This is a genomic window from Actinoplanes sp. NPDC051537 (assembly GCF_055586105.1).
This window is the reverse complement of the sequence record NZ_JBVJIU010000007.1, coordinates 337,322-357,157: the sequence shown is the minus strand read 5'-3', so window position 1 is coordinate 357,157 and position 19,836 is coordinate 337,322. Positions and strand designations below refer to the sequence as shown.

Annotated in this window: 15 protein-coding genes and 2 pseudogenes; 5 read left to right on the top strand and 12 right to left on the bottom strand. The window is 71.9% G+C overall.

The window, feature by feature from the left end:
* Nucleotides 1-149 precede the first annotated feature (149 nt).
* Together ppdK and ACZ6TB_RS19480 are read left to right on the top strand one after the other, a co-directional pair.
* On the top strand, nucleotides 150-2,822 hold the full coding sequence (gene ppdK / locus ACZ6TB_RS19485) for a pyruvate, phosphate dikinase (protein ID WP_465555913.1): 2,673 nt from the start codon (nucleotides 150-152) through the stop codon (nucleotides 2,820-2,822).
* Between the two features lie 180 nt (nucleotides 2,823-3,002).
* On the top strand, nucleotides 3,003-3,413 hold the full coding sequence (locus tag ACZ6TB_RS19480; RefSeq protein WP_465555912.1) for a VOC family protein: 411 nt from the start codon (nucleotides 3,003-3,005) through the stop codon (nucleotides 3,411-3,413).
* Nucleotides 3,414-3,543: 130 nt separating this feature from the next.
* On the opposite strand, the gene ACZ6TB_RS19475 is transcribed toward ACZ6TB_RS19480, so the two are convergent.
* Together ACZ6TB_RS19475 and ACZ6TB_RS19470 are read right to left on the bottom strand one after the other, a co-directional pair.
* Nucleotides 3,544-3,909 carry a YybH family protein gene (locus ACZ6TB_RS19475; RefSeq protein ID WP_465555911.1) on the bottom strand — a complete coding sequence of 122 codons (366 nt, stop codon included), beginning with the start codon at nucleotides 3,907-3,909 and terminating at the stop codon, nucleotides 3,544-3,546.
* Nucleotides 3,910-4,095: 186 nt separating this feature from the next.
* Entirely contained in the window at nucleotides 4,096-4,761 is a 666-nt protein-coding gene (locus ACZ6TB_RS19470; RefSeq protein ID WP_465555910.1) for an HAD family hydrolase, read from the bottom strand.
* Nucleotides 4,762-4,803: 42 nt separating this feature from the next.
* On the opposite strand from ACZ6TB_RS19470, the gene ACZ6TB_RS19465 reads away from it, so the two are divergent.
* A complete protein-coding gene (locus ACZ6TB_RS19465; protein ID WP_465555909.1) occupies nucleotides 4,804-5,976 on the top strand; it encodes an ROK family protein in 1,173 nt (390 codons plus the stop codon).
* A 145-nt stretch (nucleotides 5,977-6,121) separates the two neighbouring features.
* On the opposite strand, the gene ACZ6TB_RS19460 is transcribed toward ACZ6TB_RS19465, so the two are convergent.
* On the bottom strand, nucleotides 6,122-6,646 hold the full coding sequence (locus ACZ6TB_RS19460) for a dihydrofolate reductase family protein (RefSeq protein ID WP_465555908.1): 525 nt from the start codon (nucleotides 6,644-6,646) through the stop codon (nucleotides 6,122-6,124).
* Nucleotides 6,647-6,714: 68 nt separating this feature from the next.
* Entirely contained in the window at nucleotides 6,715-9,165 is a 2,451-nt protein-coding gene (locus tag ACZ6TB_RS19455; protein WP_465555907.1) for an ATP-binding protein, read from the bottom strand.
* 201 nt (nucleotides 9,166-9,366) lie between these two features.
* Between ACZ6TB_RS19455 and ACZ6TB_RS19450 the strand changes: the two are divergent.
* A pseudogene (locus ACZ6TB_RS19450) lies at nucleotides 9,367-9,761 on the top strand (IS701 family transposase); the annotation flags it as partial.
* Nucleotides 9,762-10,057: 296 nt separating this feature from the next.
* On the opposite strand, the pseudogene recQ reads toward ACZ6TB_RS19450, so the two are convergent.
* The 3 genes and pseudogenes from recQ to ACZ6TB_RS19435 all read right to left on the bottom strand — a co-directional run.
* A pseudogene (gene recQ / locus ACZ6TB_RS19445) lies at nucleotides 10,058-11,890 on the bottom strand (DNA helicase RecQ); the annotation flags it as partial.
* A 55-nt stretch (nucleotides 11,891-11,945) separates the two neighbouring features.
* Nucleotides 11,946-13,841 carry a SpoIIE family protein phosphatase gene (locus tag ACZ6TB_RS19440; protein ID WP_465555906.1) on the bottom strand — a complete coding sequence of 632 codons (1,896 nt, stop codon included), beginning with the start codon at nucleotides 13,839-13,841 and terminating at the stop codon, nucleotides 11,946-11,948.
* 32 nt (nucleotides 13,842-13,873) lie between these two features.
* A complete protein-coding gene (locus ACZ6TB_RS19435; protein WP_465555905.1) occupies nucleotides 13,874-14,515 on the bottom strand; it encodes a GTP cyclohydrolase II in 642 nt (213 codons plus the stop codon).
* A 161-nt stretch (nucleotides 14,516-14,676) separates the two neighbouring features.
* On the opposite strand from ACZ6TB_RS19435, the gene ACZ6TB_RS19430 reads away from it, so the two are divergent.
* A complete protein-coding gene (locus ACZ6TB_RS19430; protein WP_465555904.1) occupies nucleotides 14,677-15,366 on the top strand; it encodes a RibD family protein in 690 nt (229 codons plus the stop codon).
* Between the two features lie 10 nt (nucleotides 15,367-15,376).
* Here ACZ6TB_RS19430 and ACZ6TB_RS19425 read toward each other — a convergent pair whose 3' ends face one another.
* Genes ACZ6TB_RS19425 through ACZ6TB_RS19405 form a run of 5 tightly spaced genes read right to left on the bottom strand, consistent with a single transcriptional unit; the run spans nucleotide 15,377 to nucleotide 19,726 of the window.
* Nucleotides 15,377-16,399: a lysylphosphatidylglycerol synthase transmembrane domain-containing protein gene (locus ACZ6TB_RS19425; RefSeq protein ID WP_465555903.1), complete on the bottom strand. Its 1,023-nt coding sequence runs from the start codon at nucleotides 16,397-16,399 to the stop codon at nucleotides 15,377-15,379.
* A 60-nt stretch (nucleotides 16,400-16,459) separates the two neighbouring features.
* On the bottom strand, nucleotides 16,460-17,227 hold the full coding sequence (locus tag ACZ6TB_RS19420; protein WP_465555902.1) for a class I SAM-dependent methyltransferase: 768 nt from the start codon (nucleotides 17,225-17,227) through the stop codon (nucleotides 16,460-16,462).
* Nucleotides 17,224-18,354: a glycosyltransferase family 4 protein gene (locus ACZ6TB_RS19415; protein WP_465555901.1), complete on the bottom strand. Its 1,131-nt coding sequence runs from the start codon at nucleotides 18,352-18,354 to the stop codon at nucleotides 17,224-17,226. The genes ACZ6TB_RS19420 and ACZ6TB_RS19415 overlap by 4 nt, the downstream gene beginning before the upstream one ends.
* Complete coding sequence (locus ACZ6TB_RS19410; protein ID WP_465555900.1) at nucleotides 18,351-18,749, bottom strand: 6-pyruvoyl trahydropterin synthase family protein; 399 nt, start codon at nucleotides 18,747-18,749, stop codon at nucleotides 18,351-18,353. Before ACZ6TB_RS19410 ends, ACZ6TB_RS19415 begins: the two co-directional genes overlap by 4 nt.
* A 2-nt stretch (nucleotides 18,750-18,751) precedes the next feature.
* On the bottom strand, nucleotides 18,752-19,726 hold the full coding sequence (locus tag ACZ6TB_RS19405) for a zinc-dependent alcohol dehydrogenase (protein WP_465555899.1): 975 nt from the start codon (nucleotides 19,724-19,726) through the stop codon (nucleotides 18,752-18,754).
* Nucleotides 19,727-19,836 lie beyond the last annotated feature (110 nt).

Below are 19,836 nucleotides of genomic sequence, written 5' to 3'. Positions count from 1 at the left end.
GCGAAGAGAGCGCTTCCCGAACAGGGACCTGCGGGGACCTGTGGAAAACCCCACCCGCAGGTTAACTATTCGGTCCATGTCTGCTTAGCCTTACGAATCCCGGGGCAGAAACCATGTGGGCCGCGGAATCGAAACCGGAGGTGGTCGCCATGGCCAAGTTCGTCTACGACTTCGCCGAGGGGAACAAGGATCTCAAGGATCTGCTCGGCGGCAAGGGCGCGAATCTCGCCGAAATGACGAACCTCGGGCTGCCCGTGCCGGCGGGGTTCACGATCACCACGGAGGCCTGCCAGAAGTACCTGACCGCCGGCATCCACGTCGACGGTCTCGACGGCGAGATCGACGAGCATCTCGCGGCGCTCGAGGAGTCGATGGGCCGCAAGCTCGGCGACCCGGCCGACCCGCTGCTCGTGTCGGTGCGCTCGGGCGCCAAGTTCTCGATGCCCGGCATGATGGAGACCGTCCTCAACGTCGGGCTCAACGACGAGTCCGTCGACGGGCTGTCCCGGCAGGCCGGTGGCAACGACCGGTTCGCGTGGGACTCGTACCGCCGCCTCATCCAGATGTTCGGCAAGACCGTCTGCGACGTGCCGGGCGAGGAGTTCGAGGACGCGCTGCACAAGGCGAAGCAGGCCAAGGGCGTCAAGGACGACGTCCAGCTCGACGCCGACGACCTCAAGGCACTCGTCGGGGCGTACAAGAAGGTCTTCGCCAAGCACACCGGCCACGACTTCCCGCAGGACCCGCGGCAGCAGCTCGAGCTCGCGATCGAGGCGGTGTTCCGCTCGTGGAACGCCGACCGCGCCGTGCTCTACCGCCGGCAGGAGCGCATCCCGACCGACCTCGGCACCGCCGTCAACGTGGTCGCGATGGTCTTCGGCAACCTCGGGCCCGACTCCGGCACCGGCGTCGCCTTCACCCGCGACCCGGCCACCGGCGAGAGCGGCATCTACGGCGACTACCTGCAGAACGCGCAGGGCGAGGACGTGGTGGCCGGCATCCGCAACACGCTCCCGCTGGCCGACCTCGAGAAGATCGACAAGAAGTCGTACGACGAGCTGCTCGCCATCATGGCCACGCTCGAGGGTCACTACCACGACCTGTGCGACATCGAGTTCACGATCGAGCGCGGCAAGCTGTGGATGCTGCAGACCCGGGTCGGCAAGCGGACGGCGGCGGCCGCCTTCACGATCGCGGCGCAGCTCGTCGACGAGGGCATGATCGACCTGGACGAGGCGCTGACCCGGGTCAGCGGCGCCCAGCTCGCCCAGCTGATGTTCCCGCGGTTCGACCTCGCCGGCGACCCCTCGCCGATCACCCGCGGTGTCGGCGCGTCGCCCGGCGCCGCGTACGGCAAGGTGGTCTTCAGCTCGGCGGAGGCGGTCGCCGCCGACGGCCCGGTCATCCTGGTCCGCCGGGAGACCAACCCGGACGACCTGCCCGGCATGATCGCGGCCCAGGGCATCCTCACCTCGCGCGGCGGCAAGACCTCGCACGCGGCGGTCGTGGCCCGTGGCATGGGCAAGACCTGCATCTGCGGCGCCGACCAGATCGAGGTCGGCCGCGACCAGTTCACCGTCGGCGGCCAGGTCGTGCACTCCGGCGACGTCATCTCGATCGACGGCACCACCGGCCGGGTCTACCTCGGCGAGGTACCGGTCCGCCCGTCCGAGGTGGTGCAGTACTTCGAGGGCGACCTCGACCCGGCGCTGGCCAACGAGCCGCTGGTCGCCGCCGTCCACCTGCTCATGTCGCATGCGGACTCGCGGGCGGCGCTGAAGGTGCGCACCAACGCCGACACCGGGCTGGACGCGGCCCGGGCGCGGCGCTTCGGCGCGCACGGCATCGGGCTCTGCCGCACCGAGCACATGTTCCTCGGCGACCGCCGCGAGCTGGTCGAGCGGCTGATCCTGGCGCACAACCCGACCGAGCGCAACGAGGCGCTGGCGGCCCTGCAGCCGTTGCAGCGGGCCGATTTCCTGGACATCTTCCGCGAGATGAACGGGCTGCCGGTGACCGTGCGGCTGATCGACCCGCCGCTGCACGAGTTCCTGCCGTCGCTCGAGGAGCTGGCGGTGCAGGTGGCGGTGGCGAAGGCGCGCGGCGAGGAGAACGAGCGCGACGAGCGGATGCTGTCGGCGGTGCGGCGCATGCACGAGCAGAACCCGATGCTCGGCCTGCGCGGCGTACGTCTCGGCCTGGTGATTCCCGGTCTCTTCGCGATGCAGGTACGGGCGATCGCCGAGGCCGCGGTCGCGCTGGCGGCGGAGGGCGGTCACCCCAAACCCGAGATCATGGTTCCGCTGGTCGGTGCGGTTCAGGAGCTCGAGACCGTACGCGCGGAGGCCGAGAAGATCATCGCGGAGGTGGTCGGCGACTCGGGCGTCAAGGTCGTGATCGGCACGATGATCGAGGTGCCGCGCGCGGCGCTGACCGCCGGCCAGATCGCCGAGGCCGCCGAGTTCTTCTCGTTCGGCACCAACGACCTGACCCAGATGGCCTGGGGCTTCTCCCGCGACGACGTGGAGGGCGCCTTCTTCTGGCGGTACCTGGAGCTCGGCATCTTCGGCATCAGCCCGTTCGAGTCGATCGACCGCGACGGCGTCGGCCGCCTGGTGCGGATCGCCGCGGAGGAGGGCCGGGCGACCCGTCCGGGCCTGAAGCTCGGCGTCTGCGGCGAGCACGGCGGCGACCCGGAGTCGGTGCACTTCTTCCACGAGGTCGGGCTCGACTACGTGTCGTGCTCGCCGTTCCGCGTTCCGGTCGCCCGCCTCGAGGCCGGCCGCGCGGCGGTGGAGTCGGCGGGGTCGGACCACCGCTGACCGTTCGGCGGCGCGCCCGGCCGTCCCGGGCGCGCCGTTCTTTCCGCGCCGCTCTTTCCGCGCCGTTCTTTCCGCGCCGTTCTTCCGCGCGTTCTTTCGGGGTAAGGGCCTCATTTTTGTCGTAGGTGAGGTCTAGGGTCGGCCGGTGAAAGGACAGTCACCCAGCCAAGGGAGCCGGAAATGGCGTCTCAGCTCAACCCCTACCTGACGTTCGACGGCAACGCCCGCGAGGCCATGGAGTTCTACCAGTCGGTCTTCGGCGGCGACTTGAAAATCAACACCTTCGGCGAGTTCGGCAGCCCCGATCCCGCCGCGAAAGACCTCGTGATGCACGCCAATCTCGACACGCCCCGCGGTTACCGGCTGATGGCCTCCGACACCGCCCCCGGCATGACGCTCAACCCCGGCAACAACATCACCGTCAGCCTCAGCGGCGACCCCGGCGAGGGCCTCGAGGAGGTCTGGGGCAAGCTCGCCGACGGCGGCGAGGTGCACGTGCCCTTCGAGAAGCAGATGTGGGGCGACACGTTCGGCCAGTGCAAGGACAAGTTCGGCGTCCAGTGGATGGTCGACGTCGTCGGTGCGGGGTGATGTCTGTCCGCGGAGGGCGCGGACTCCGGCGCATCGACGACATGCCGGCTCCGGGGGCCGAGCCCCCGGGCGCCTGACAGCGGCGCTTCGCGCCGTGTCCCGCGTCTGGGGCGTCGCGTGCGGTGTTTGATCAGGTGGTCGGGGTGTTCTGGTCGTGCAGGAGCAGCCAGACGCCGCCGACCCGGGTGAAAGTGAGGCTCAGCAGGTAGCGCATCGTGTAGGCGCGGCCCTCGGCGTCCAGGTCGTGATAGGCGACCTGGCACAGGGCCATGCCGGTGTCGCCGGCGGTGGCGGTCCGCAGGCGGGAGAGCTCCCAGCTCCAGTCCGGGTCGTCGAACCAGTCGCGGTGGAAGTCGGTGATCGCCGCGCGGCCCTCGATGAGGCGGCCGTTCGGCAGGACCAGCGACACGTCGTCGTGCACGGTCTCCAGGTAGCCCTCGAGGTCGCGCGCGGTCACTGCGACGAGGTGCTGTTCCACGGCCTCGGCGAAATCCACGATGTTGTCTGCCCTTCGTCCCCCGTAACTGCGACGCAGCATGCCATCCGGCGGCCGCCCGCTCCACCGATATCCGGTTTCCGGCGGGGCCGGGGCCGGCACCGGTGGGCGACCGCCTGGGTCACCGGCTCTGTCGCGGGTGGGCGACCGCCCGGGTCACCGGCATCGGATTCACCGCCGCGGCGGTCAGGTCAGGTGGGCGTCCAGCTCGGACAGGTCGTTGATGACGAAGCCGGCGGGGCCGCCATCGGTGGCCGGGAGACCGCGGCGGTTGACCCAGGCCGTGCGGATGCCGGCGGCGTGGGCGCCCTCGATGTCGGTGCGCACGGAGTCGCCGATGTGCAGCGCCTCGTGCGGTTCGAGGCCGAGGGCGGCCAGGCCGGCAGCGAACATGGCGGCGTCCGGCTTGTAGGCGCCCACCCGCTCGCTGCACACCACGGCGGCGAAACTCAGGCCGTGGGCCTCGATGGCGCGCCGCAGGTTGTCGTGGTCGGCGTCGGAGACCACGCAGATCGGGAGGCGCACGCGGTCGAGGAACTCGCGGGTGCCGGGGCGCAGCGGCGGGGCGCTCCAGTAGGCGTACTGCTCGGCGCACAGCTCCTCGGCGTCGCCGGGGCAGCCGAACTCGGCCATCACGGTCACGAGGCTGCCCACCGAGCACTGGCGCAACGAGCGGAAGGGCGCGCGCTCGGCCAGCTCCTCGTACGCCCGGTCCCAGGCCGCCATCACCCCGGCGGCGGTGGCGGGCGTCGACGCGCCGGCCGCGACCCGCGTGGCGATCTCCATCATGATGGTGTCGTCGTCCTCGACGACCGTGCCGTAGAAGTCGAGCAGCAGTCCCCTGATCGTCACCCGGTGATTCTGCACCGGCGGTCGGTTAGGTTGGCGGGTGGTATGCACCGCCACCGATCGACACTGGGGACCCTGCTCCATCACGTGCATGTGAGCGGGCCGCTGTCGCGTGCCGCCCTCGCCGAGCGGATGGGCGTCAACCGCAGCACGATCCTGGCGCTCACGGCGGAGCTGGCCGCGGCCGGTCTGGTGAGCGAAGAGCATCCGGAGGGTACGACCGGAGCCGGTCGCCCGTCATTGGTGGTACGCCCCGAGCCGGCCCGATTCCACGTGCTCGCCTTCGACGTGGCCGTCGACCGCCTGGTGGCCGCCCGCGTCGGGCTCGGCGGCCGCATCCTCGGCCGCCGGGAGACCCCGCGCCCGCGCGCCGGCGTCGATCTCGAGACGGTGGTCGCCAAGCTGGCCGCGCTGGGCCGCTCGCTGACCGACGCCACGTCGATCTGCGTCGGCATCGGCGCCTCCTACTGCGGCATGATCCGCCCCGGCGACGGCATGGTCCGCTACGGCCCCCAGATGGGCTGGGTCGACCAGGCCTTCGGCGCCGAGCTGTCCCGCGCCCTCGGCCTGGGCCTGCCGGTGGCCGTCGGCAACGAGGCCCACCTGGCCGCCCTGGCCGAGTTCCAGCGCGGCGCCGGCGTCGGCTCCCCCGACCTGATCTACCTGCACGGCGACGTCGGGGTGGGCGGCGGCATCCTGGTGAACGGCAAGCTCCTGGGTGGCGAGAGCGGCTACGGCTGCGAGGTCGGCCACATGCTGGTCAACCCGGTGAACGGCCGCCCCTGCCTGTGCGGCTCGCGGGGTTGCCTGGAGGCCGAGACGGGGGAGTACGCCCTGGTCGCCGCCGCCGGCCGGGACGACGAGGGCTTGATCGGGCGGGAAGCGGTGCGTGCGGTCGTCCGGGACGCGGCCGCCGGCGACGGAAGGGCGCGGGCCGCCGTCGAACAGGTCGGGGACTGGCTCGGGATCGGCGTCGCCAACCTGATCAATCTGTTCAACCCGGGCGTGGTGATCTTCGGCGGCATGCTGCGGGACGTCTACGCGGCCGCGGCGCCTCAGGTGGCCGCGCGCATCGCCCACCACGCCATGCCCGTGTCGCGCGAGCGGGCCCGGCTGCGGCTCTCCGGGCTGGCCGACGACGCCACCCTGCTGGGCGCCGCCGACCTGGGCTTCGCGCCGCTGCTCGCCGACCCGCTGCTGGCCGCCGCCTCCAGGTAGACCATTGCTGGACGTGGGATTTCGTTACGGGATGGCGGACAAGGACGTCACGGACCGGGCGGCAGGGCAGCCCGGTCCGGTCGGGAAGGTACGCGAACCTGGATCACCTCGGTCGCACGGACGTGTCCGATCCCCCAACGCTCGATCAGCGGGTGTAAGTCAGGGCCAGCACACCGGTGCCGAACGTCCTGGACTCGGTGAGGGTCAGGGGTAGTTCGGTTCCGATGTCGTCGAAGAGCCGGGCGCCTTTGCCGAGCACGATGGGGTGTACGAGCAGGTGTAGTTCGTCGAGTTGGTCTGCCAGCAGCAGTGAGCGGACGAGGCTGACGCTGCCTGAGATCATGATGGTGGCGCCGTCCTGGACTTTCAGGTCGGCGACTTGGTCGCGGGTGATGACGGTGGTGTTGTTCCAGTTCGCTTCCGCGAGGGTGGTGGAGACGACGTACTTGGTGATGTTGTTCATGAACTCGGCGCCCTCGTCGGCGCGGTCCGGCCAGGAGGCGGCGAAGCCCTCGTAGGTCTTGCGGCCCATGAGCAGGGTATCGGCCCCGGACATGGTGGCTTCCACGTCCTTGGCCATCTCGTCGCTCCAGTACGGGAAGTGCCACTGGCCGGGCTCGTCGGTGACCCCGTCGAGGGAGATGAACAGGCTGGCGACGATGGTGCGCATTTCGCTGTTCCTTTCTTTCGGCTGGTCACCAGGCTGCCCGAGGAGTCGTGCGCGGACATCCGTGGAACTCACGGAACGGACCACGGATTCCACTCCGCGCCCCGGGCGGCGGCTTCGCGGAGGGAGCCGTGCCAGGGTCGCCAGATGCCGTCGACCCAGCCGGTGAACTCGTCCGACCGCAGCAGCGCGGCCGCCGCGGCGCGGTCTCCCTGGCGCAGCAGCACCCAGGCGTCGAAGAACGCCATGGCCCGCGAGTCGTTCGCCGCGCGGCCGGCGGGCGCGAGGTCGTCGACGATCCCGGACCACAGTTTCTCCGCCTCGGTGGCTCCCTCGATCGCGTACACCGTAGCCAGGGCCTTCGCGGCGCGGCGCAGAGTGCTCAGGCGGGGCCGGCCGGCCTCCTGCCATGCGTCGAGAAACACCACGCCGTGGGCGCGGGCCTCGTCCCATTCGCCGCTCAGCGTCGCGACAATGATCAGCCGGTAGGTGGCCAGGTGCCCGGACTCGCGGTTCTGCGGCAGGCCCCGGCAGCGCCGGGCCATTTCCCGGGCGAAGGCCAGATCCTGGGCAGCGATCGCGGCGTCGGTCGTCATGCCGTACGCGTCATTGATTTCGTAACCCAGCTCGGCGTCCAGAGGCAGTCGGCCGAGCAGTTCCGTACGCCGCCGAGCGGCGGTAAGTGCGGCACGAGCGTTCCCCTGATTGAGGTGGATCACGGTCAACTGGTCCAGCGCGGCGCTCACGACCAGCGGATCACCGCTGCGTTCGGCCAGCTGTACCGCGTTGCCGGTGGCCGCGACGGTCAAGGGGTCGTGGACGGACCCCGCGAATGCCTCGGCCGTGGCGACCCTGGCCAACGCGACCGGGTCTTCGCCCGCGTACCGCCGGGCATCGGCCAAGGTGGTGCGCACCGCGTTCGGGTCCGGGGCCGAGGTGATGATGCCGACCGACCGGTGCACCAGCTCGACCACCCGGGCCAGCTCACGGGCCGCCAGCTCCGGCCGGTCGGCGAGCAGGGCGGCCTCCCCGGCGGCGCGCCGCAGACGCAGCGCGTCGTCGCCGGCGTGCCGAGCTTCGGCGGATCCGGCGGCGAGGCGCAGCGCGTCGAAGCGGGCGAACGGGGTGACGGCCAGGTCGGCCGCCTGCTCGGACCGTAGCTGCGCTTCCGCCAGCAGGCCCCGCCGGTGGCACAAGGCGGCCAGGAGCGTCGCCGCCGCGCCGGAGGACGTCCGGGTCAGCGCCCAGCGCAGCTCGTCCGCGATCCGGTCGAAACCCGCGCGCCACCCGGCGTCTTCGTGGTCGTCCGCGAGCTGGGTGGCGCCTTCGGCCAGGAACCAGCGCAGGTGCCGGTCGCGGACCTCCGGCTCCTCGTCCGCGAGGAGCTCGACCCCGTACTGGCGGACCGACTCCAACGCCGTGTACCTGGTCCCGTCCGGGGACGGGACGGTCCTGAGCAGGCTGTGATCGGCCAGGACTGCCAGGCCGGCGAGCACGTCGGCGGTGGGCTCGCCGGTGACGGCCGCCGCCGCAGTGAGCCCGAACCCGGTCGCGAAGACCGAGGCCCGCCGCAGCACGGTTCGGGCGTGCTCGTCGAGCAGCTGGTAGCTCCAGTCCAGTGCGGACCGTAGCGAGCGGTGCCGGTCGTCGGCACGCCGGGCCCCGGTCAGCAAGCTGAGCTGGTCGGCCAGCCCTTCGGCGACTCCGTCCAGGCCGACTGCGGCCACCCGCGCCGCCGCCAGCTCGATGGCGAGCGGCACGCCGTCGAGGGCCGCGCAGATCCGGCCGACCGCCTCGCCGGCGACCTCGGTGGCACCCGCCGCCTCCGCGCGTGCCACGAACAACCGCTCCGCTTCCGCCGAGGCCAGCCCAGTTACGGGGAAGACCCGCTCGAACGGGACCGACAGCCGAATCCGGCTGGTCGCCAGCACCGTGATGTCCGCGCTGTGCCGCAGCAACTGTTCGACCAGCACCGCCACGCCGTCCACGACGTGCTCGCAGTTGTCCAGGATGAGCAGCAGCCGCCGGTTCGCGGCCCACGTCGCGAGGTTCTCCTCGGCCACCCCCAGCCCGGCGGCCACCGCCTGGGGCACCATCGCGTCCCCGGTTACCGGCACCAGGTCGACGTAGCGGACACCGTCCTGCGACACCACGTCCGCGGCCACCCCCAGCGCCAACCGGGTCTTGCCGACCCCGCCCGGCCCCACCGCCGTCACCAACCGGTTCTCGCTCAGGGCCCGGGCCAGTGCCTGCCGCTCGGTGAGCCGGCCCACCAGGGGCGTCAACGCCTGCGGCAGCGCCGGCCCGCTGGTGGCCGTGACGTCCCGCGCCATCGCGGCCAGGGCACGCCGGTCGCTCACGCCGAGCTTGCGCAGCAACGAGGAAACGTGGCTCTCCACCGTACGGATCGAGATGAACAGCCGGGCCGCGATCTCCGGGTTGGTCAGGTACTCACCCAACGCGGTCAGCACCTCGACCTCGCGCGGTGACACCCGCGCACCCGCCACCTCGTGATCCGGCATACCCCCAGTACACATGACCAGCGATGACCAGTACGACACCGGCACTGTGGTCCGACGCGGGGCGTGATCATCGAATGCGGCCCCGCGTGATCAATTTCTAGGCGTGACAGGACGCGAAGAAGGCACAGTAGCCGCGTCGGAGACGGTAATCGACGAGAGGTTCGCCCGCCGGCGGGCCGGGTTTGACGACATCGGCCGGTGCGGGCGGACGTGCTGGCTGGCCGGGCACCGGCGCGAGGCTGGCAGCGACTCTCGGCCGGGGGCGGCAGCAAGGGACATCGGCTCCACGACTGGCTGCTGATCGATCCCGGTCCTGGCGAGCGGCACCAACTGCTGGTGCGCCGCTCCATCAGCGACCCGACCAATCTGGCCTACTACGTCTGCCACACCGCCGGTCCGGTGCCACTCGCCGAGCTGGTCCGGGTGGCCGGCTCCCGCTGGGCGGTCGAGGAACGTTCCAGTTCGCAAAGAACGAGACCGGCCTGGATCACTACCAAGTCCGCAAATACACCGCCCGGTACCGGCACATCACCCTGGCCATGCTCGCCGCGGCGTTTCTGGCCGTGACCGCCCACACTGTGCGGCTGTCGTACTAAGCGCCGTCGTAGGGGTCGTAAGGCTCGTACTCGTCCTCGGGCGGCTCCTCATCCGGAAAATCGAACGCGGGGGCGGTCGCGGCCGGCTCAGGCGAACGCGGCAGCGGCGCGCGCGCAACGCGGCCGCCATCGGATCCGCCGTGGCCGGCATCGGAAGCGCGGCGGCCGGCGTCCGAAGGGGTGCGGCCGGCATCGGAACCGCCGTGGCCGGCATCGGAAGGGCCCCGGCGGCCGGGTCCATCTGGCGGCGGAGACGCGGCGGGCGCAGGAGCGGCCGGGGCGGCGGCGGGAGCGTCGGACGCGGCGAGCGTGTCCAGCACCTGCTGGCCGAACTTGGTCAGCTTGCTCTGCCCCACCCCGCTCACGGTGCCGAGCTGGGCCAGCGACGTCGGGCGCAAGGCGGCGATCGCCTTCAGGGTGGCGTCGTGGAAGATGACGTACGCCGGGACGCTCTGCTCCTTGGCCGTCGCCGCCCGCCAGGCGCGCAGACGCTCGAAGTCGGGGGCCGCCTGGGGTGGCAGGTCGGCCGCCGCGGATGCCGCCGTCGTGCGGGAGCGGGGCGGGCGCGCGGCCTTCGGGGCCTCGTGGCGCATCATCAGCTTGACGTCGCCGCGCAGGACGTCGGCGCTCGTGGGGGTCAGGACCAGCGTGCCGTACTCGCCCTCGACCGCCAGGTAGCCCGCCGCCAGCAGCTGGCGGACCACGCCGCGCCACTCCTGGTCGCGCAGGTCGGCGCCGATGCCGAAGACGGACAGCTCCTGGTGGCGGAACTGGAGGACCTTTTCCGTCTCCTTGCCGAGCAGGATGTCGATCGACTGGCCGGCCCCGAACTTCTGGCCCCGCTCGCGCTGCAACCGCAGGATCGTCGAGAGCAGCTTCTGCGCGGCGACCGTGCCGTCCCACGACGACGGCGGCGTCAGGCACGTGTCGCAGTTGCCGCAGGTCGCCGGGGCCTCCTGCTGGCCGAAGTAGGCGAGCAGTTGCGCCCGCCGGCAGGAGACCGTCTCGCACAGGGCGAGCATCGCGTCGAGGTGCCGGGAGGCGTTGCGCCGGTAGGCCGCGTCGCCGTCCGACCCCTCGATCATCTTGCGTTGCTGCACGACGTCCTGCAGGCCGTACGCCAGCCAGGCCGTCGACGGCAGCCCGTCCCGCCCGGCGCGGCCCGTCTCCTGGTAATACCCCTCCACGGACTTGGGCAGGTCGAGGTGCGCCACGAACCGCACGTCGGGCTTGTCGATGCCCATGCCGAAGGCGATCGTCGCCACCATGACCAGCCCGTCCTCCCGGAGGAAGCGGGACTGGTTGGCCGCGCGCACCCGGTTGTCGAGGCCCGCGTGGTAGGGCAGCGCCGGAACGCCCTGCTGGGAGAGGAACTCCGCGGTCTTCTCCACCGACGCGCGGGACAGGCAGTAGACGATGCCGGCGTCGCCGGGGTGCTCGGTGCGCAGCAGGTCGAGCAACTGGCGCCGGGGCTCGTTCTTGGGGGCGATGCGGTACTGGATGTTGGGCCGGTCGAAGCTGGCCGTGAAATGCCGCGCGTCGGTCAGCCGCAGGCGGGTGGCGATCTCCTCGCGGGTGGCCGTGGTCGCCGTCGCGGTCAGCGCGATGCGGGGCACGTCGGGCCAGCGCTCGTGCAGCATCGACAACCCGAGGTAGTCGGGGCGGAAGTCGTGCCCCCACTGGGAGACGCAGTGCGCCTCGTCGATCGCGAACAGCGAGATCTTGCCGCGGTCGAGCAGCCGCTGGGTGGCCGGCACGCCCAGGCCCTCGGGCGCCACGTAGAGCAGGTCGAGCTCGCCGTTGACGAACTCGGCCTCGACGACGCGCCGCTCGTCGAGGTCTTGCGAGGAGTTGAGGAAGCCGGCCCGGACGCCGAGCGTGCGCAGCGCGTCGACCTGGTCCTGCATGAGGGCGATCAGTGGGGAGATCACCACGCCGGTGCCGGGGCGCACGAGGGCGGGGATCTGGTAGCACAGGGACTTGCCGCCGCCGGTCGGCATCAGCACCAGCGCGTCGCCGCCCGCGACCACGTGCTCGATGATCTCGCGCTGGTCACCCCGGAAATCGGGATAGCCGAAGACGCGGTTGAGCACATCCGTGGCGGCGGAGGGAACGGCGGGAGAAGTCACCCCGCGATAGTAGTGAGCCGGGCGGACACTTTGCCCGGCCCTGTGGATAACCCCGTCACGCGAAAGAGGCGATGGCCGGCAGCGCCACCAGTTCGAGGATCTCCCGGGCCGGCGTGCCCGGCGCCGCGCGCAGCGAGAGCGGCGCCGACGACGTGTGCCGCCCGGCGACGTGGTGCAGCGCCGACACCCCGGCGCTGGAGAGGTGGGTCACGGCGGAGAGGTCGACGGTCAGCGCCACCGTCCCGCCCCGGCCCCGGCGCAGCAGCTCCTGCCGCGCGACCGAGGCGGAGATCGCGTCCACCGGCCCCTCGAACCGCACCCGGGTCTCGTCATCGCCGGGCTCCTCGATGATGGTGAAGACACCGCTGGCGGCGGAAGACGGCATAAAATCCGGTGAGTCCGAAATGTCCAACAGTCGGCCGGGCCGGACGAGCGTGTGCGTCAGAGAAGCCACGGTCCCCGCCGACGACGGCGCCACCGACAGCTCCTCGACCAGCTGGGAGGCCATGGCGAGGCCCCGCCCCCGGTGGGGCTGCCGGGACGGCGGCCGCCATTCTCCGTGGTCGTGCACGGTCACGACGACCTGGCCGGACGGGGACAACGACCCGCGCACCTCCACGACCGACGCCGACCGCGCGTGTTCGATCGCGTTGGTCATCAGCTCCCCGATGGCGTGCTGCAGCACGAAGGCGTCGTGCTCGGTCGCGCCCACCGTGGACAGCCACGACCCGATCGCCGCCCGGGCGTCGGCCAGCGACGCCGGCGAGACCGGCAGATCGACGACCAGGGGCGGCGGCGCCGGCACCCGCTGCGCCGCGAGCAGCGTGATGTCGTCGTGATGGCCGGTCGCCCGGACCAGCATCTCCACCGCCTGCGTGCAGACCCGCTCGGCGACCGTGGCGGCCGGGTCGCGCAACCCGCGACCGGCCGCGCACGCCGCCGCGACCGTGGCCAGCTCCGCCGATCCGGTCGCGTGGGTGCGGCCCGGCCGCTCGAGGATGCCGTCGGTGTAGAGCAGCAGCAACTCGCCCGGCGCCAGGCGATCCGTGCCCACGGGGAAGGATCCGCCGGTGGCGAGCGGCGTTCCACCCGTACCGGAAAGGAATCGGGTTTCGCCCGACGGCGACACCACCAGCGGCGCCGGATGCCCCGCGGTGCAGTAGACGAGATCGCCGCTGACCGGGTCGAGCTCGGCGACGCAGATCGTCGTCGCGTGCGCCCCCGGCGACCGCGACGCGAACCGGTCGGCCGCCGCGACGGCCTCGAGAATGCCGGCGCCGTCGTCGAGCCGGTCGCGCAGCACCGCCCGCAGCTGGCCCATCACCCCCGACGCCGCCACCCCGTGCCCGACGACGTCGCCGACGATCAGCGCGACCCGCCCGTCCCGCTGGGAGACCGCGTCGAACCAGTCCCCGCCCGCCGCCGTGTCCGCGTCGGCCAGCAGATAGCTGGCCGCGACCTGCACCCCCGGCAGCACCGGCAGCCCGGTCGGCAGCAGCTCGCGCTGCAACGAGGTGATCACCTGCCGGCTCTGCTCGACCTGCCGTTCGAGCGCCGCCGCCGACTGCCGCTGCCGGACCGTCTCGGTGACGTCGAAGCCGACCCCGATCACGCCGAGGCGCTCCCCCGAGGAGGAGTGCCACGGCGTGATGGTGAAGTTCGCGTACATCTCGTGGACCGAGCCGTCCGGCATGTCGAGATGGACCCGCCACTCCTGCCCGATGACCGGCTCGCCGGTGCGGAACACCTCGTAGTACCGGTCGACGATCTGCTGGTCGAGCAGGTCGCTGATGACCTCGCGGATCGGCCGGCCGGCCCACTCCCGCCCGGGCAGGACCGCCCGGGTGGCCGCGCTGAGGCTGAGCACCCGCAGCTCCGGTCCCTCGCACACGGCGAGGATGAACGGCACCTGGTCGAGTGCCGTCAGCAGCAGCCGGGGATCGTCGGTCATCAGCCCATCGTGCCTGACGGGGTGGCCCGGCTCTATTCGGCCAGGGGTAGCTCGATCGTGTGAGACGTGTGCGAGGCCTTGGTCGCCAGGTAGCGCACGTTCGCGGACGACATGTGCACACCGGTCGGGATCCGCTGGGTGACGTCGATCCCGTACGCGTCGAGCTGCACCGCTTTGTCCGGGTTGTTGCTCAGCAGCCGTACGCGATCGACCCCCAGCGCCATCAGCATCTGCGCCGCCGCGGCGTAGTCCCGCTCGTCCTCGCCCCGGCCGAGCGCGACGTTCGCCTCATAGGTGTCGAGCCCGGCGTCCTGCAACGCGTAGGCGTCCAGTTTCGCGTACAGGCCGATGCCCCGGCCCTCCTGGCGCAGGTAGAGCAGGAAGCCGCCCTGATCGGCTATCCGCTCGACGGCCTCGCGCAGCTGCGGCCCGCAGTCGCACCGCTGGCTGCCGAAGACGTCCCCGGTCAGGCACTCGCTGTGCGGCCGGACCAGCGGCGCGCGCCCGCCGGCCGCCGACTTGGTCAGCGCGCGCTGCCAGTCGCCGAGGCCGAGGGCCAGGTGCTCCTTGCCATCCACGAGATCGTCGAAGGTCATCACCCGGGCGCTGGTGGTGTATCCGTCGGAGAAACGTAGCGGTACGGTCACCTGCTGTCGCACCGTGGCCTTCTTCATCGGTATCGGTCCTCCTCGTTGGTTCCCCGCTGATCTATGCCCGCCACCGAGGTAGTCGGAACGCAACAGACTGCGAACGTGCTTGTCATCGTCGCTCGGATTATCTTGGACGCAACTGTTCGACCGGGGTGACGATCGTCGCTCGACTGGAGGCGTCATCGGTGGTTGAGCGTCCTTACACGCTGTTGAGCTGCGGCATGTCCATCGACGGCTACCTCGACGACGCGGCTCAGGATCGGTTGCTGCTCTCGAACGACGCCGATTTCGACCGGGTCGACGAGGTGCGGGCCGGCTGCGACGCGATCCTGGTCGGCGCCACCACGATCCGGCAGGACGACCCCCGCCTGCTGGTGCGCTCGCCGGAGCGCTGTGCGCTGCGGGTGTCGCGTGGCCAGCGGCCACACCCATTGAAGGTCACGGTCACGGGCAGCTGCGACATCGACCCCGGCGCCCGGTTCTTCGCCCTCGGCGACGTCGAGAAGCTCGTCTACTGTGCCAGCGCGAGCCTCGGCGACGCCCGCAAGCGGCTCGGGGAGGTCGCGACGGTCGTCGACGGCGGCGACCCGGTCGACCTTCGCCGCGTGACGTCCGACCTGGCGGGGCGGGGCGTCCGCCGCCTCATGGTCGAGGGCGGCGGCAGCATGCACACCCAGTTCCTCACGTCCGGCCTGGTCGACGAGCTCCAGCTGGTGGTGGCGCCCTTCTTCGTGGGCGACTCGCGGGCGCCGCGCTTCGTCGGCGACGGCGACTTCCCGTGGGGCCCCGGGCACCGGGCCGCCCTGGCCGAGGTGCGTCAGATCGGCGACGTCGTGCTGCTGCGATACGCCCTCTCGGAGCGGTTCGAGCGGTGAGTCCAAGAGATCACGCGCCCGTGCGGGCGAACTCACGCTGCGGCGCGACGTAGGCCGGCACGGCGGGGGAGACGGGGGCCACCGCGCTCACGGAACCGGCCACCGTCAGCGGGCGCACGGCCCGGACCAGCACGACGATCGCTCCGGGAAGCGCCGCCACGAAGGCGAAGACGCCGTAGACGACGGCCGTGGTCAGGCCCTGGGTGGCGCTCAGGCCGGCCGCGCCGAACGCCCACGCGGTCACCGCCTCGCGCGGGCCCCAGCCGCCGATGTTGAGCGGCAGCGACATGGCGAGCAGTGCCAGCAGCATCAGCGGGGCGAGCCGGGTCAGCGAGGCGGCCGAACCGGCGGCGCGGGCCGCCACCACGAACGTCGCCAGGTGTCCGACCAGGACGATCGTCGAGGCCAGCGTGATGCCGGGCCAGTTGCGGCGGGCGAGCAGCCCGGTGCGGATCTCGGCGATCCCGGTGCGGACGCCGGCGGCGAGCCGGGAACCGCCCTGCCGCAGCCGGCGGCAGGCGAGAAGGACCAGGACCGCGGCCGCGGCGACACTCGCGAGGACGACGGCGGCGACCGCGCCGTGCTCCTTCAGCAGGGACAACACCGGCGAGGGTACGGTGAGCAGCACCGTGATCCCGGCACCGATCAGCACGATCTGACCGGCCGTCCGCTCGAGCACGACCGCGCGCACGCTCTTGGCGACATCGCCCTCGTCCCGCCCGTGCTTGACCGCCCGGTCCACGTCGCCGAGCACGCCGCCGGGCAGCGCCGCGTTGAGGAAGAGCGCCTTGTAGTAGTCGGCGACCGCGGCCCGGAACGACAGCCGCAGCCCGAGGCCGCGCGCGACCAGGCACCACCGCCAGGCGCTGAACGCCGTCGTGGTGACCCCGATCAGGAACGCGGCGACGAGCGGGGGCCCGTCGATCACGCGCAGCCCGTCGAGGAACGCGCCGGTGCCGAGCCGCCACAGCAGCACCGCGATGATCCCCGCTCCGCCGAGGAGCCGGAGCCATGGCCAGATCGATCGCGTCACGTCGTAGTCCCCCTCTGTTCGCCCGTCTTCCCCTAGTACGCCGGGACGGGCACAAAGGGTTCAGCCGAAGATCGCCAAAAGATCAACATGTCCGATCGTGGCGGTCGGGACGGTTGCCCGCCGGTTCGCCCGATAATCGTCGAGCCGCAGGTCGGGGCGCTGTTCGGCGGCCGCGCCGGCCCATCCGGCGAGCCATTCGGCGGCGAGCGCGGATTTGTCGGATCCGAGCCGCCACGGACTCTTCCGGGTGATCACGGTGGCGCCGGCCCTCTCGAAAGCGGCCCTCGCGGCCTCCGGGGAGTCGGGCCCGAGCAGCCGGCGCCCGTCCACGACGCGCCGCTGGTGCTCGTTGAAGGCGGCGGCGACGGCCGCGTCCTCGGGCAGCGGCGGGTCGAGCGCGACCTCGCCCGCGACCGAGAGCGTGAACAGCGCCGTGGTCCGCGACTTCGCGCAGGTGGCGGCGAGGTCGGCGACCTCCTCGGCGGTGAGCAGGTCGAGCAGCGCCGAGCAGGTGACCAGGTCGGTCTCGGCCAGGTCGCCGGCGGTCAGCGCGGTGACGTCGCCGAGCGCGGTCTCCACGGTCACCCCCGGGAACGGCATGTGCGCGGCGGCGTAGTCGAGCAGCGCCGGATCCCGGTCCGCCATGATCCAGTGCTGCGGCCCGTCCAGCCGCGGCGCGAGCCAGCGGCCCATCGATCCGGTGCCGCACCCGAGGTCGCGGATGGTCCGGACCGGCCCCGGCAGCAGGGTGACGAGCTCGGCGCTGCGGGCCGCGGCGTCGGCCGGTTCCCGCAGCGTGAGCCACGATTCGCTGAACTCTCCGGTCATGCGGTGAGCACCTCACTCAGTCGTCGTGCGGTTTCGTGCCAGGTCGGAAGCGTGCCGCGGCGCGCCTTGGCCGCCGCGCGCAGCCGGTCACGCTCGTTCGCGTCGGTGAGCCAGGTGCGCAGGGCGCCGGCCAGGGCTTCCGGATCCTCCGGCGGGACCAGCAGGCCGGGCCGTTCCCCGTTGGGCGCGAAGCCGAGCGCCTCGGACACGCCGCCGACGTCGGTCGCGATCACCGGGATCCCGCGGGCGAGCGCCTCGGTGACCACCATGCCGTAGGTCTCGGCCCGCGAGGGCAGAACAAAAAGATCAGCTTTCCCGTACGCCGAGTCCAGCGCCGTCCCTTGCAGCGGCCCCACAAATCGAATATTTCCGTTTCGGTGGGGGACGGGCGTGCTGACGGCCCCGGCGAAGGTGCAGGTCCATCGCAGATCCGCAAGGTGTTCCTCGAGCGCTCGGACCAGCAGGTCTTGCCCCTTGCGAGGGGTGACCGCGGCGACGCACAGCAGCCGGCATCCCGATTTGTCGGGCAAGGCCAGCTCGGCGGCCGACGCGCCGGGCTCGACGACCTCCACACGGCCTGCCGCCGGTGGCCCGGCGCTCGCCCCCGTCTCGCCTCGTGCCGCCTCCGGCCCGCCGCGCCGCCGCGACAGTCCGCGGACCGATAAATCGTGCATTTCCGAAATGCGGCGGGCGGCCGCCTCACTCGTCGCGATCACCTTCGTCGCCATGTGGAGGGTGGCCCGCTCCCGGTCGCGCAAGGCGGCGGCCCCGGCGGGGGAGAGGCCCGTCTCGTCGCTCAGCGGGAGGTGCACCAGCACCGCCATCCGGAGGCGGTGGCGGTGGGGCTTGAGGATCTCGGGGACCCCGCAGGCCACCAGCCCGTCGAGGAGCACATCGGATTTATCCGGTATGTCGGCTAGGGCCCGCGCCAAGGCGTCGCGGGACGGCTCGGCCGGGGTCGGCCAGGCGCCGGGGAGGGCGATCTCGTGGACGTCCCGCGCCGGGACGTCGGGGCCGTCGCCCGCCGTGAGCAGGTTGAGGACGATCCGGTCGTACCGGTTGCCCCCGCTCGGCGCCGCCGGGTCGTCGACCGTCCCCGGCAGCACCGCCCACAGCGGAGAGCTCACAGATCGCGCTCGTAGGAGGCCCACGCGATGTGCGACTCGTGCAGCGTCACCGCGATGCCGGTCAGGCCGGCCGCGCCCGCGCCGAGGTCGCCCGCGGCCGCCTTGGCCGCCAACCGGTCGGCGATGACCTTGGCCAGGTACTCGGTGGACGTGTTCACGCCCTTGAAGCCGGCCTCGTCGTCGAGGTTGCGGTAGCTCAACCCGCCGCAGATCGCGTGCAGCTCCTCGCTCGCCCGGCCGATGTCGACGACGATGTTGTCGTCGTCCAGTTCCGGGCGGCGGAAGGTCGCGTCCACCACGAAGGTGGCGCCGTGCAGTTTCTGGGCCGGTCCGAAGACCTCGCCGGAGAAACTGTGCGCGATCATGATGTGATCACGGACGGTGACGCTGAACAACGCTACTCCTCGGGATAGTCGATCACGTGGCAGAGGGCCGGAAGGGTACCCGCCGCGAGGCGGGGCAACACGCCGGGCAGCTCGTCGAACGGCGAACGGCCGGTGACGAGCGCCTCGAACGCCGGGTTCCGCAGCAGGTCGAGCGCGAGCGCCAGCCGTTCACCGTAATTTCGCCGGCGGCCCGGGACGATACCGCCGACCTGGCTCGATCGCACGGTCAGCCGCCGGGAGTGGAAGAACTCGCCGAGCGGCACGCTGACCTGCTTGTCGCCGTACCAGCTGAGCTCGACGACCGTGCCCTCGGCGGCGAGCAGCTCGAGCGACCGGGTCAGGCCGGCCGAGGTGGCGCTGGCGTGCACGACGATGTCGCAGTCGCCGAGGGCGTCGGCCGGCCGGGCGAAGGACACCCCGATCGCGGCGGCCAGCCCGGCGCGCGCCTCGTCGACGTCGATCAGCTCCACGCGTACGCCGGGAATGGTCGCCGCGATGGCCGCGACCGACGCGCCCACCATGCCCCCGCCGACCACCGCGATCTTGTCGCCGATCAGCGGCGCCGCGTCCCAGAGCGCGTTCACGGCGGTCTCCACGGTGCCCGCGAGAACGGCCCGGTGAGCGGGAACGTCCGGCGGGACCACGGTGACCGCGCTCGCCGGAACGGTGAACCGGGTCTGATGCGGGTAGAGGCTGAAGACGGTCTGGTGCAGCAGCTCGGCGGGGCCCTGCTCGACCACGCCGACGTTGAGGTACCCGTACTTGACCGGGGCCGGGAAGTCGCCCTCCTGGTACGGCGCCCGCATGTGCGCCCACTGGCTCTCCGGCACCCGGCCGGCGAAGACGAGAGTCTCGGTCCCGCGGCTCACCCCGGTGTGCAGCGTGCGGACCAGAACCTCGTCACGCGCCGGCGCCGGGACCCGCTCGGAGCGGATCTCCCCTCGTCCGGGGGAGGCGATCCAGAACGCCCGTGCGTCACCCGACATGGGCTGTCTCCTCAAATGCTGAACCGATCGTCGCCGTAGCGCGTGTTAAGCGCTGACGGCGTGTGTTTCGCGCCGACGCGGCAACCATACGCAAATGATCTTGCAACTGG